Below are 12,349 nucleotides of genomic sequence, written 5' to 3'. Positions count from 1 at the left end.
GGCGGATGCACGTGCATCTGCTCTGGAGAAAATCGCGGGCGGGGAATGGTCATTTTCGGCGCCCCCTTCCGCGCAGGGATCAGGGGCGGCTAGGCCCCCGGCGGAAGGCTAAATCAATACCGATGAACACAACAAGGCTTGACGAACGGCCCGTATTACCCATACGTCAGACCAATACGGACCGTGCCCGGCGCCTTGAAGATCGAACCGCTTCCCACTAGGTCAAACGCGGCGGGAGTCGCCGTCCGCCGAACCGCCGTCACGCTCAGTAGTAACGGCTTTGACCTCGTCGTCCACACCCGGGTCGACCGCTGTCGATCGATCCGCATCGACACGATCCGCAACCGTCCCGTCGTGCGAACGCTCGAGATCCGCATTCAGCCGCGCGATCTCGGCCTCACGCTGTGTCTGCCTTACGTCCGGAAAACTGTCGGGAAGCCGACGCACACGCTTGTTCATATTGCGAATCAGCAAAACAGTTGCTATGGACAGCAGCACGATGATGAAGAGACCCATCGGGCCGGCCAGGCCGCCCGAGCGGGTGTCTCCGAAGTTGTTGACGGCAAAAGTGCCCATGACCACGAGGGTACTAGTGCGACTCGACGCGCTCGCGGACGCCCGCGAAGAGGTCGGACTCGGGAACCGGGCTGTCGACCAGTGAGCGGGCCAGCTCGAAGTCCTCGGTCGGCCACACCTTCTGCTGGAGCTCCAGCGGGATCTTGAACCAGAAGCCGTCCGGGTCGACCTGGGTGGCGTGCGCCCGCAGCGCCTCGTCGCGGATCTCGAAGTACTCGCCGACCTCGACCCGGGTCGTGATCTTGTCGCCGCGGTCCTCGCGGTCGGCGCTCTTCTCGAGCCACTCGGTGTACGGCGACTCGAGCCCCGCCGCGATCATGCCCTCGTGCAGCGCGAGCATGCGGGCCCGGGTCCAGCCCGAGTTGTAGTACAGCTTCAGCGGCTGCCACGGCTCGCCCAGCTCGGGATATTTCTCCGGGTCGCCCGCGGCCTCGAACGCCACCACCGAGATCTTGTGGCACATGATGTGGTCGGGGTGCGGATAGCCGCCGTTCTCGTCGTACGTCGTCATGACATGCGGCCGGAACTCGCGGATCAGCTTGATCAGCGGAATGGCGGCGGTCTCCGGATCTTGCAGGCCGAAGCAACCCTCCGGCAGTGGCGGCAGCGGGTCGCCCTCGGGCAGGCCCGAGTCGACGAAGCCCAGCCAGGCCTGCTCGACGCCGAGGATCTCGCGCGCCCGGTCCATCTCGGCGCGGCGGATGTTCGTGATGTCGGCCAGCACCTCGGGCCGGTCCATCTTCGGGTTGAGCACGCTCCCGCGCTCGCCACCCGTACACGTCGCGACCAGCACCTGAACGCCCTCGGCGACGTATTTCGCCATGGTCGCGGCGCCCTTGCTGGACTCGTCGTCGGGGTGCGCGTGCACCGCCATGAGACGCAACTGCTCAGCCACTGAAATCTCCTCGGACCTGACCCGCGTTGGGCGGGCCGGTGTCGGCTGCGAGAATGGACCCTGCCATTCTGGCGGATCCCACCGACAACAAACGCATGAGAGGTCGTCAGGTGAGCGAGACGCGCACCACAGCCCCGGTCTTCCCACCGGGCCGATACGGACGGCGCCGTTCCGGCCGCCGCCGTCTGGTGCTGCCCGTTCTCGTTCTCGTGGTGGTCCTGGCGGCGTCGCTGGTCCTGTCGCTGAAGCTCTACCAGCGGTTCGGCCAGACCGACTACGACGCGCAGATCGTCGGGTGGTCGGAGCCGACCGACAAAGAGATGGTCATCGAGTTCAAGGTCCGGGTGCCGGCCGGCGGAGCGGCGAGCTGCACGCTGCGGGCCCGTGACTACGACGGATTCGAGGTCGGCCGCCGTACGGTCGTGGTGAGACCCGAGCCGGGCGGGACCACGATCGACGCGAAGGAGACGGTGGCCACCACCGCCCGCGGCTCCGTCGGCGACGTTCTGGGGTGCGACCCGGCCTGAGGCCGAAAACGAGCCATTCTGGCCCCGTGCGTACCGCTGGTAAGCTTAGTGATTCGCTCCGTCAAGGTTCTTTGGTACGGAGCGATCTTGTTATTGCCCGCCCTTCCATGCAAGGAGATCAACCGTGTCCAGTTCAGAGGCGCCCAAGACTTGGCTTTCTCAGGACGCTTACGACCGGCTGCAGTCCGAGCTTGACGAGCTGATCGCCGCCCGCCCCGAGGTCGCGGCCGAGATCAACGCCCGTCGCGAGGAGGGTGACCTGCGGGAGAACGGCGGATATCACGCCGCCCGCGAGGAGCAGAGCCGCCAGGAGGGCCGGATCCTCTACTTGAAGGAGTTCCTGCGCACCGCCGAGGTCGGCGAGGCGTCGGCCGCCGACAACGTCGGGCCGGGTTCGGTCGTCACCATCTACTTCGACGACGACCAGAGCGACACCGAGACCTTCCTGCTGGGCTCGCGCGAGATCTCCTCGACCACCGACCTCACCGTGTACAGCCCGGAGTCGGCGCTCGGCAAGGCGATCCTGGGCGCGGGTGAGGGCCAGACCGTCACCTACACGGCCCCCAGCGGCGCCGACATCAAGGTCACGGTCGTGAAGTTCGGCCCGTTCGAGGGCTGACCGCGACGCTGACGGGCCCGCCTCGACGAGGCGGGCCCGTTCTTCGCGTCAGGGGGTTGCGTCGGCCAGCAAGGACACGCGGTAGCCGCTGTCGCGCAGGGTGCCGATGAGCACGTCCGAGTGGTCGGGCCCGCGGGTCTCCACCGACAGCGCCACCTCGACCTGGCCGAAGCCGAGCCGCGGGCTCTGCCGCGAGTGGCCGACCTCCACCACGTTCGCCCGCAGCTCGGCGATGCGGCCCAGCAGGCGGGCCAGCTCGCCGGGCCGGTCGTCGCAGCGGACGGCCAGCCGCAGGAACCGCCCGGCCGAGGCCAGCCCGTGCTCGATCACCCGCAGCAGCAGCATGGGGTCGATGTTGCCGCCGGAGAGCACGGCCACCACCGGCCCGTCCGGCGGCGGGACGTAGGCGCCGGTGAGCAGGGCCGCGAAGGCCGCTCCCCCGGCCGGCTCGACCACCATCTTGTGCCGCTCGAGCAGCACCAGCAGGGCCGCCGACAGATCCTCGTCGGTGACCGTGACGACCTCGTCGACCAGCTTGCTGACGTGCGCGAAGTTCAGGTCGCCGGGCTTCAGCACGCAGATGCCGTCGGCGATGGTCACACCCTGCGACAGCTTCTGCGGCGAGCCCGCCGCGAGCGAGGGCGGGTACGCCGCCGCGCCCGCCGCCTGCACGCCGACGACCCGGATGTCGGGCCGCAACGCCTTGGCCGCGACGGCGATGCCCGAGATGAGGCCGCCGCCACCCACGGCCGTGATGATCGTGGCGGCCGACGGCAGCTGGTCGAGGATCTCCAGGCCGACCGTTCCCTGGCCGGCGATGACGTCCGGGTGGTCGAACGGGTGGATCAGCACGGCGCCGGTCCGCTCGGCGAACTGCTGCGCCGCGACCAGCGAGTCGTCGACGCTCGTACCCGCGTATTCGATCGCCGCGCCGTACCCCTTGGTCGCCGTGACCTTGGGCAGCGGCGCCCCCTCGGGCATGAAGACCGTGGCCCGGGCGCCGAGCAGCTCGGCCGCGAGCGCGACACCCTGGGCGTGGTTGCCGGCGCTGGCCGCGACGACGCCGCGGGACCGCTCGGCGTCGGAGAGCCGGCTGATCCGGGTATAGGCCCCGCGCACCTTGTACGAGCCGGCACGCTGCTGGTTCTCGCACTTCAGCCAGGCCTCGGTGCCGGTGATCTCGGTGAGCGGACGGGAGTCGATCAGCGGGGTGGTCTTGACCACCCCGGTGAGCAGACTGCGCGCCGCCTGGATGTCGGACAGCGTCAACAGGTCAAGCGGCAGGGGGGCACCGGTCATGACCTGAAGCTTGCCACCGATCACCCGAAGGCGTGACGCCGCCAGGGGTTCATCACTTCGAACTGGCCGGCCACGGCCAGCAGCAGGGTCTCCGAGTCGGGCGGGCCGACCAGCTGCACGGCCACGGGCAGGCCGTCGGGGCGCACGCCGACCGGGACCACGATGGCCGGGAGGCCGGCGACGTTCCAGGGCGCGGCGTACGGCGCGTAGCGCATGCTGGCGCTCATGTTGGCCCGCCACGACCCGGTGGCGTGGCCGTCGGCCGGCGGCGGCGCGGTGGCCAGGGCCGGGGTGAGCAGCAGGTCGATCGACCGGTCGGCGAAGAAGCCGATGGACCGCTCGCGGAACGCGTCGCGCTGCGACTGGCGGACCAGCCCGCTGCGCATGGCCCACTTGCCCAGCCTGATGTGGCGCCGGGTCCGCGGCTGGAGCCGGGCCAGGTCGTAGTCGCGCGACTCGACGTACGCCGACGCGAACCAGGTGGCCAGCGTGCCGACGCCCAGCGACTGCGGATAGGTGGGGTTGGCGGTGATCGTGTCGTGCCCGGCCTGCACGAGCAGCTTGGACGCGGTGGTCACGGCGTCCGCGTTCGGCTCGTCGAGGCGGATGCCGGCCACCGGCGAGCGCGTGGAGACGCCGATCCGTAGCCGGGACGGCTCGACCAGCTTGACCGGGTCGCGGCCGGCCAGCACCGAGAAGCCGACCGCCGAGTCGGCCACCGTGGTGGTGAGCACGCCGTTCTCGACCAGGCCGAACCAGTTGTCGACGCCCAGCTCGGCCGGGACCACGCCGCGGCCGGGCTTGAGGCCGACCAGGCCGCAGCAGGCGGCCGGGATGCGGATCGAGCCGAGCCCGTCGTTGCCGTGTGCGATCGGCACCAGGCCGGCGGCCACGGCGGCGGCCGATCCGCCGGAGGAGCCACCGGGCGTACGGTCGAGGTCCCAGGGGTTGCGGGTGGCGCCCTCGGCGTCGTCGGTGACTGCCCAGAGGCCCATCTCGGGCATCCGCGTCACGCCCACCACCACTGCCCCGGCACCGCGCAACCGACGTACGACCTCGTGGTCCTCCTCGGCGACAGCCGAGCGCACCGCCGCCGAGCCGGACCAGACCGGCAGCCCGGCCACGGCGGTGTTCTCCTTGACCGCGACCGGCACGCCGGCCAGCGGAAGGTTGGCCAGATCTTCCTGGTCGTCGACCTTCTCGGCCTCGGTGATCGCCTCACCGCCGCGCACCACCCGGAACGCGTCGAGCGACGGGTCGGTGATCGCGATCTGCTCGAGGTGGTCGGCGACGACCTGGGTGGCTGTCACGTCACCGCGCCGCACCGCCCGGGCGATCTGCTTCGCGGTGGCTCCGACCCAGGTCGTCCCGTCCGTCATAGTTTCTCCGTAAATCAGCTCAGAGCCTGCTCCAGGTCGGCGAGCAGATCGTCAACGGTCTCGATGCCGACAGACAGTCGCACGAGATCGGCGGGCACTTCAAGCGCCGAGCCCGCAGCCGACAGGTGTGTCATCTGACCCGGGTGCTCGATGAGCGACTCGACCCCGCCCAGTGACTCGGCGAGCACGAAGAGCTTCGTTTTGTTGCAGATAGCGATCGCCTGCTCGGGGCCGCCGGCCGCCCGGAACGAGACCATGCCGCCGAAGCGCTGCATCTGCTTGGCCGCGACCTCGTGACCGGGGTGATTCTCCAGGCCCGGGTAGAGGACGCTCGCCACGGCCGGATGCTCCCGGAGGAATCCGACGATGCGCTCCGCGTTGTCACAGTGCCGCTCCATGCGTACACCCAAGGTCTTGATCCCTCGAAGGGTCAGCCACGCGTCGAAGGGGCCGTTGACGCCGCCCATGGCGTTCTGGTGGAAGGCGAGCTGGTCGCCGAGGTCGTCGGTCGCCGTGATCAGCGCGCCACCGACCACATCGGAGTGACCGCCCAGATATTTGGTGGTCGAGTGGACGACGACGTCGGCGCCGAGCCCGATCGGCTGCTGGAGATAGGGCGAGGCGAAGGTGTTGTCGACGACGAGCAGGGCGTCGTACTCGTGGGCGATGCCGGCCAGCGCGGCAATGTCGGCCACGTTGAGCAGCGGATTGGTCGGCGTCTCGGCCCAGATCACCTTGGTGTGGCCGGGCCGGAAGGCGGCGCGCACGGCGTCGAGGTCCTCGAGCGGCACCGCGGTCCAGTCGAGACCCCAGTTCTCCAGCACCTTCGAGAAGAGACGGAAGGTTCCGCCGTACGCGTCGTCGGGGATCACCACGTGATCACCCGGCCGGCACACCGTGCGGAGCAGGGTGTCCTCGGCCGACAGCCCGCTGGCGAAGGCGAGACCGCGGCGGCCACCCTCGATCGCGGCCAGGCACTCCTGGAGCGCGTCACGGGTCGGGTTGTTGGAGCGGCTGTACTCGTAGCCGAGACGCGGCGCGCCGACGGCGTCCTGGGCGTACGTGCTCGTCTGATAGATCGGAGGCACCACCGCGCCGGTCCGGGGATCCGGATCCTGGCCGGCGTGGATGGCGAGGGTGTCGAACCCGTAGTGGTTAGCCGTCATGCTGCGCAAGGCTAGTCTCAGCTGGTGGCGGACTGTGTGTTCTGTGGCATCGTGGCGGGGACGGTGCCCGCTTTCAAGGTCGTGGATTCCCCTGATGGTGTCGGTTTCCTCGATACCCGTCCCGTCTTCAAGGGTCACGTTCTCATCGTTCCGCGGACGCACGTCGTGACACTTTCCGATCTCCCATCCGAACTTTTGCCCGGATATTTCGGGCTTGTGCAGCGGGTGGCGGCGGCCGTGCCCCCGGCGCTCGGTGCGCAGGGGACATTTGTGGCGAACAACAACATCGTGTCGCAGTCGGTGGCCCACCTGCACTTCCACGTGGTGCCGCGGACCAAGGGCGACGGGTTGCGCGGTTTCTTCTGGCCCCGGCACCGCTACGACAGCGATTCCGAGGCGGAGTCGTACGCCTCGATGATCGCGAAACAACTGGGGTGACCTCAGTGTTGTAAACGCCGGATGAAGGGAGTGACCGTGTTCCTACGGTTCCGCAAGCCCGAACTGGTAACCCCCGACAAGGCCCTGCCGGGCCGCGTCCTCGAAATGCCGGTGGCCGACGAGCACACCGTGCTGGGCACCCCGCTGAAGGGCCCGTGGCCGGCCGGCTACGAGGTGGCCGTCTTCGGAATGGGCTGTTTCTGGGGCGCCGAGCGCATCTTCTGGCGCCTGCCCGGCGTCCACTCGACCTCGGCCGGCTACGCCGGAGGCTTCACCGCGAACCCGACGTACGAAGAGGTCTGCTCCGGCTCGACCGGCCACGCCGAGGTGGTCCAGGTCGTCTACGACCCGAGCAAAATCACATACGAGGACCTGCTGAAGGCCTTCTGGGAAAACCACGACCCCACCCAGGGCATGCGCCAGGGCAACGACGTGGGCACCCAGTACCGCTCCACGATCTACACCACGACCGACGCGCAGGCCGCCACCGCGAAGGCGTCCCTGGAGGCTTTCCAGCCGGTGGTCACCGCCGCCCGCAAGGGCCAGATCACCACCGAGATCCGCCCGCTGGGCAGCTACTTCTACGCCGAGGACTACCACCAGCAGTACCTGTCCGACGCGAAGAACCCTTACGGCTACTGCAACCACGGCCCCAACGGCATGACCTGCCCGGTCGGCGTGGCTCGCACTGCCTGATCGGTTCGTGGACACCGCGCGGCGCCTGTGCTCCCATCGTCGTATGCGGTTCGACGTCGAGACGAGGGCGGCGCCCGAGCAGGTGCGCCGTGCCCTCACCGATTTCAGCGACCGCCGGCCGCTGATCTGGAACCGCACGCTCGACCCGAAGAAGTACGAGCTGCGCGAGTCGGGTGACACCTGGGCGGTGGCTCGTGAAGGCACTGCCGGGTCACCGTTCTGGTGGTCGCCCGCTACGACTGGTCCGACCCCGCCGTCGTGCGCTGGACGGTCGTGGAAAGCAGCTACGGCGGAGCCTGTGGGCCTCCAGCCTGGACCGCTACGCACGCGACGATCGTCACTGACGGGCGAAGTCCTCGCCCAGCTGCTCTCTGAGCCGGGCCAGCGCCCGCATGCTCCGCATCTTCACCACCGAGACGGAGACGTCCAGGATCTCGGCCACGGTCTCGACGCTGTGATCCTCCCAGTGCCGCAGCACCACGATGGCCCTGTCCCGCACCGGCAGCGTGGACAGCGCCCGCATCAGCGTGACGTGCAGTTCCGGGCCCGGCTCGTCCGGATGGCCGGGCCGGTCCGGCAGGTCGGCCGACACGACTTCGGCGCTGCTGCGCCGCTTGCGCTGGTCGAAGACCGCGTTCATCAAGACCCTTCGGCTGTACGCCTGGAGGTCCACCGTGCGCCAGATGCGCCCCCATGACGCGTACATCCGGGCCAGCGTCAGCTGGGTGAGATCCTGGGCCAGATGCCAGTCCCGGCACATCAGATAGGCGGTGCGCCGCAGCCGCGGCGTCGCGGCGGCCACGAACGCGGTGAACTCCTCGTCGCGTAAGGCCCGCTCCGCCCGCCTCACGGGCACTCCCCGCCGATGACGCTCTGTACACCGGGCCGCCCGGCGTAGGCGGCGGCGAACTCCGAGAAACGCGACGGCTGCCCCAGCTTCAGCCGGAACGAGGTGGGCAGCGTCGACTCGTCGATGGACGCCACGAAGTCCGGGCTGTCGCTCCACAGATTCTTGAACCGCTCGTACGCCTGCTCCTGGCTCTCGAAGCGCAGATCCCGGACAAGCGGATCCGCACGCAGAGCATCCCGAAGCGTGTCCCGTTGCTCCTCGCTGACCTCCTCCCACAGAGCGATGTAGACATCCGTGGCATCGTCGGACGCGGCCTGCCAAGCGCACTGCGGTTCCGCTTGAGCGATCAGCGTCAGAGCAGCCGGCACCGCCACCGGCGGCGGGTCAGCGGGCGCGGAGCCAAGATTGAGCCCCACCACGGCAGCGACCAGAGCCGCCGCCACTGATCCCCCGGCCACCATCCCCCGACGCCGTCGGCGAATACCCCGCCCCTGAGCCATCGCCCGCGCCGCGACGTCCCCGTCCGCGAACGCGGGTTCGTCATCCAGCGCTCGCCCGAACAGCTCCTTCAAGTGCTCCGTCATGACCCACTCGCTCCCGGTGTCGTCGGCGTCCTCCCCCTACATGACAGGCCGAGGGCAGCAATCGGTCACACGCACCAGCGGCCAGCCGATCAGACTCTTCATTCGGACGGTCCGCCAGGTTCGATCGACCACCATCATGCTGAACTCACCGCTGCCCGCATTGCGGGAGATCAGGACACCGCTAGGCCCTGTCTCTTAGATCATCGTGGCGATCATGAGCGTCGATCGTTGAGTGGGTGTGGCGCGTGGTGATCTGACGAACGAGGAATGGGCTGTGCTGGCGCCGTTGCTGCCGGCGCAGCCCGTTCAGGGCCGGCGATGGCGTGATCACCGTCAGGTGATCAATGCGATCTGCTGGGTCAAGCGCACCGGGTCGCCCTGGCGGGATCTGCCCGAACGCTACGGGCCTTGGAAGACCCCATATCAACGGTTTCGGCGGTGGGCCGCCGACGGCACCTGGGCGATGCTGAAGGCGCAGGTCATCACGCTCGCCGAACTCGACGACGACATCGACTGGGACGCCCAGATCGACGCCACCGTCGTGCGTACCCATCAGCACGCCGCCGGTGCTGCTAAAAGGGGCTCAGCATCGCTGAAACGCGGGCACGCGAGAGCATCGGACGGTCCCGGGGTGGGTTGACCACGAAGATCCACACCCTGGCCGATGGCGGTGTCGGTCCTTGACCTCGCTGATTACTCGTTAACCGGGGACCGGGCGTACTCGTCACGGGCCAACCGCCAAGCGCTGCGGGACAAAACATCACCACGACGATCCCGCAGCCTCGTGATCAGATCGCCAACCGGCTGCGCAAAGGCCGTAACGGCGGCCGCCCACCCGCCTTCGACCCGGACGCTTACAAGCGGCGTAATCAGGTCGAACGCGGCTTCAACCGGCGCAAGCACTGGCGCGGCTTGGCCACCCGCTACGACAAACTGGGCGCTCACTTTCAAGCCACCCTCGACCTGGTCGAATTGCTCGACTGGCTTCGCGCCGTGCCCGACGGCCTTGATCTAAGAGACAGAACCTAAGCGGCTGTCGCGACTGAGAGACTCACTTCTGATCATTCTGTCGATGAGTCACGGCGCGATCCTGGTGTCGCAGGCCGTGATGCGCGCCGTTCCATCGCGCGATGTGATCGCGCAGGCCCTGGTAGTCGGGAGAGGCGCGACCGCGGGCGGTGATTTCACGCGTCAGGGTGTAAAAGATCGACATGTCCCGACATGATCCGCACACTGGGAGGCGAGGAGCGGTACCGCGGGAGGTGAACCATGCCGTCCTTCTTCAACGACGAGGAGCGTCACGCCTGGGACCTTGGTGAGGCGCTCTCCGAGCAGGCCAGGGCCATGATGCGGGAGGCCGAGGCGGCCCTCGAGACCTGGAAGACGGGCAAGGAGATGAACCGGCTGCGCTGTGCCCGCAAGGGGATCAGCGAGTCGGACGCCGAGATCAGGTGGGCCGCGTCGGCCAACTCGAAGAACGCGCTGACCAACAACAGCTTCCACGTCGGGCTGGCCACCATGTATTACAGCGCCGCCTCGGCCGCTTATTCGCGCGCCATCTACCTGCGGACCGTACGCACCGCCCGGGTCTAGGACTCTTTCTTCGGGGCCGGTTTCGGCGGCTGGTCAACCGATGCCGAGACTCCCGGCGAGGACGATGACGGTGGGGCGGCCGCGGCCGGGCCGGTGAGGGCTAGACCGAGGACGGCCCCGGCGCCGATCAGGCCGAGACCGGCCAGGGACACCGGACGACGGTCTTGCTTCTCCACGGGCTACCTCCCAAAAGAAGTGGCTTCCCAAGATGCCCGACCAAGCTGAGATCCGGCTGTGCACAACCTGCCAATCAGTTCTCTGTGTTGACGGCCGGAAGTCGGGCACCATGAACACATGGAGATCGCCAGCGAAACGGAACTCAAATTCGACGTGCCCGACGGCTTCGAGTTGCCGGACTTCGCCGGCGAAGCGGGCATCACGAGCGTCGACGGGGCCGAGACCCACGACCTCGACGCGACGTACTTCGACACCGACGATCTGGCCCTGCTGCGGCACCGGCGCACGCTGCGGCGGCGCAGCGGCGGGAGCGACGCCGGCTGGCATCTGAAGACGCCCGGTGAGGGCTTCAGCCGTAAGGAACACCGGCTTCCGCTCAACGGCACGCCCGATCTCGTGCCGAGCGAGCTCAAGGGCCTGGTCCGGGCCATCATCCGGCGTCAGGACCTCAAGCCGGTCGCCCGGCTGCGCACCCATCGGGTCGAGACGCCGCTCAGGAAGGCCGACGGCACCACGCTCGCCCTCATCGCGCAGGACCAGGTCATCGCCGAGCGCGACGGTCAGGAGCAGCGCTGGCAGGAGGTCGAGGTCGAGCTGGTCGACGGCAGCCCGGCCCTGCTGGCCAAGGTCGGCCGCCTGCTCGAGCGGGCCGGCGCGCGGCCCGCCGCCGGTCCCTCCAAGGTCGCTCGCGCCCTCGGCAACCCCAAACCCGGCAAAAACCCCAAGACCCCCAAAAACCCGGTTCTGGCGTACGTCCGTGAGCAGCGCGACGCGATCACCGGATTCGACCCGGGTGTACGCCAGGGTGAGGCCGAGGCGGTGCACAAGATGCGCGTCGGCACGCGGCGGCTGCGCAGCACCCTGAAGACCTTCAAGCGCAGCTTCGGCGAGGCCCAGGAGATCGGCGACGAGCTGAAGTGGCTGGCCGACCTGCTCGGCGAGGTGCGCGACGGCCAGGTCCAGGAGCAGAAACTGCTGGCCGGCATCGAGGAGGGTCCCCGGTTCGCGCCGGTCGCCGCCCGCATCCGGGAGCACCTCGACGCCCAGGTGGAGCGGGGCCGGGCCGCCCTCGGCGAGGCGCTGGAGAGCGAGCGTTACCTGGCCCTGCTCGACCGTATCGACCGGCTGGCCGAGCAGCAGACCACCGAGAAAGACCTGCTCAAGCGGGCCCGCAAGAGCCTGGTCAAGGCCGACGCCCTGCTCGACCAGGCCCTCGCCGACGGCATCGATCACGAGCTGCATGACGCGCGCAAGGCGTACAAGAAAGCACGTTATGCCGTTGAGGTTTTCGCCTCGGACACCGGGAAGCCGGGCAAGCAGTTGGTGAACGCGCTCACCGACCTTCAGGACGTGCTCGGCGCGCACCAGGACTCGGTGGTCGCCCGGGAGCTGCTCGAGGAGATCGGCCGGGACGATGCGGACGCGTTCTGGTTCGGCGTGCTCTACGGGCGGCAGGAACAGGTCGGCGTCGAGACCCACGCCCAGCTTCCGCCGGTGGTCGAGGACTCGCGGAAGAAGAAGCTTCGGGCCTGGATCGGCTGATGTTCACC

At 68.7% G+C, this 12,349-nt stretch carries 14 protein-coding genes and 1 pseudogene; 7 read left to right on the top strand and 8 right to left on the bottom strand.

What is annotated here, in order from left to right; all coding sequences use genetic code 11:
- Positions 1 to 222 precede the first annotated feature (222 nt).
- Together ACQP2X_RS04790 and mca are read right to left on the bottom strand one after the other, a co-directional pair.
- Positions 223 to 576: a hypothetical protein gene (locus ACQP2X_RS04790; protein WP_498694612.1), complete on the bottom strand. Its 354-nt coding sequence runs from the start codon at positions 574 to 576 to the stop codon at positions 223 to 225.
- A gap of 13 nt (positions 577 to 589) precedes the next feature.
- A complete protein-coding gene (mca, locus tag ACQP2X_RS04785; protein ID WP_498694611.1) occupies positions 590 to 1,471 on the bottom strand; it encodes a mycothiol conjugate amidase Mca in 882 nt (293 codons plus the stop codon).
- A 110-nt stretch (positions 1,472 to 1,581) separates the two neighbouring features.
- Between mca and ACQP2X_RS04780 the strand changes: the two genes are divergently transcribed.
- Both ACQP2X_RS04780 and greA read left to right on the top strand, forming a co-directional pair.
- A complete protein-coding gene (locus tag ACQP2X_RS04780) occupies positions 1,582 to 1,998 on the top strand; it encodes a DUF4307 domain-containing protein (protein ID WP_498694609.1) in 417 nt (138 codons plus the stop codon).
- Between the two features lie 124 nt (positions 1,999 to 2,122).
- Positions 2,123 to 2,617: a transcription elongation factor GreA gene (gene greA / locus ACQP2X_RS04775; RefSeq protein WP_360245014.1), complete on the top strand. Its 495-nt coding sequence runs from the start codon at positions 2,123 to 2,125 to the stop codon at positions 2,615 to 2,617.
- A gap of 48 nt (positions 2,618 to 2,665) precedes the next feature.
- On the opposite strand, the gene ilvA is transcribed toward greA, so the two are convergent.
- The 3 genes from ilvA to ACQP2X_RS04760 are packed head-to-tail and all read right to left on the bottom strand — an operon-like array spanning position 2,666 to position 6,461.
- On the bottom strand, positions 2,666 to 3,916 hold the full coding sequence (gene ilvA, locus ACQP2X_RS04770) for a threonine ammonia-lyase (protein ID WP_498694606.1): 1,251 nt from the start codon (positions 3,914 to 3,916) through the stop codon (positions 2,666 to 2,668).
- A gap of 20 nt (positions 3,917 to 3,936) precedes the next feature.
- The gene (locus ACQP2X_RS04765) at positions 3,937 to 5,295 is read right to left on the bottom strand and encodes an amidase (RefSeq protein WP_498694604.1); all 1,359 of its coding nucleotides are present in this window, start codon (positions 5,293 to 5,295) and stop codon (positions 3,937 to 3,939) included.
- 14 nt (positions 5,296 to 5,309) lie between these two features.
- A complete protein-coding gene (locus ACQP2X_RS04760) occupies positions 5,310 to 6,461 on the bottom strand; it encodes a cystathionine gamma-synthase (RefSeq protein WP_498694602.1) in 1,152 nt (383 codons plus the stop codon).
- A gap of 24 nt (positions 6,462 to 6,485) precedes the next feature.
- Here ACQP2X_RS04760 and ACQP2X_RS04755 point away from each other — a divergent pair, with 24 nt between their 5' ends.
- The gene (locus ACQP2X_RS04755; protein WP_498694600.1) at positions 6,486 to 6,899 is read left to right on the top strand and encodes an HIT family protein; all 414 of its coding nucleotides are present in this window, start codon (positions 6,486 to 6,488) and stop codon (positions 6,897 to 6,899) included.
- 36 nt (positions 6,900 to 6,935) lie between these two features.
- Positions 6,936 to 7,595, top strand: a complete 660-nt coding sequence (gene msrA, locus ACQP2X_RS04750) for a peptide-methionine (S)-S-oxide reductase MsrA (protein ID WP_498694598.1) — start codon at positions 6,936 to 6,938, stop codon at positions 7,593 to 7,595.
- Positions 7,596 to 7,932: 337 nt separating this feature from the next.
- Here the strand turns inward: msrA and ACQP2X_RS04745 are convergent, their stop codons facing one another.
- Entirely contained in the window at positions 7,933 to 8,445 is a 513-nt protein-coding gene (locus ACQP2X_RS04745; RefSeq protein ID WP_498694597.1) for a SigE family RNA polymerase sigma factor, read from the bottom strand.
- Positions 8,442 to 9,029, bottom strand: a complete 588-nt coding sequence (locus ACQP2X_RS04740; protein ID WP_498694596.1) for a permease-like cell division protein FtsX — start codon at positions 9,027 to 9,029, stop codon at positions 8,442 to 8,444. The genes ACQP2X_RS04745 and ACQP2X_RS04740 overlap by 4 nt, the downstream gene beginning before the upstream one ends.
- A 238-nt stretch (positions 9,030 to 9,267) precedes the next feature.
- Between ACQP2X_RS04740 and ACQP2X_RS04735 the strand changes: the two are divergent.
- Positions 9,268 to 10,058: pseudogene (locus tag ACQP2X_RS04735) on the top strand (IS5 family transposase).
- Between the two features lie 22 nt (positions 10,059 to 10,080).
- Here ACQP2X_RS04735 and ACQP2X_RS04730 read toward each other — a convergent pair.
- Complete coding sequence (locus ACQP2X_RS04730; protein ID WP_498694595.1) at positions 10,081 to 10,242, bottom strand: hypothetical protein; 162 nt, start codon at positions 10,240 to 10,242, stop codon at positions 10,081 to 10,083.
- Positions 10,243 to 10,298: 56 nt separating this feature from the next.
- Between ACQP2X_RS04730 and ACQP2X_RS04725 the strand changes: the two genes are divergently transcribed.
- Entirely contained in the window at positions 10,299 to 10,622 is a 324-nt protein-coding gene (locus tag ACQP2X_RS04725) for a hypothetical protein (protein WP_498694594.1), read from the top strand.
- Positions 10,623 to 10,916: 294 nt separating this feature from the next.
- Complete coding sequence (locus ACQP2X_RS04720; protein ID WP_498694592.1) at positions 10,917 to 12,341, top strand: CYTH and CHAD domain-containing protein; 1,425 nt, start codon at positions 10,917 to 10,919, stop codon at positions 12,339 to 12,341.
- Positions 12,342 to 12,349: the final 8 nt, after the last annotated feature.

This window comes from Actinoplanes sp. CA-131856 (genome assembly GCF_050956135.1).
Classification (GTDB): domain Bacteria; phylum Actinomycetota; class Actinomycetes; order Mycobacteriales; family Micromonosporaceae; genus Actinoplanes.
This window is presented reverse-complemented; position numbering and strand designations above follow the sequence as displayed.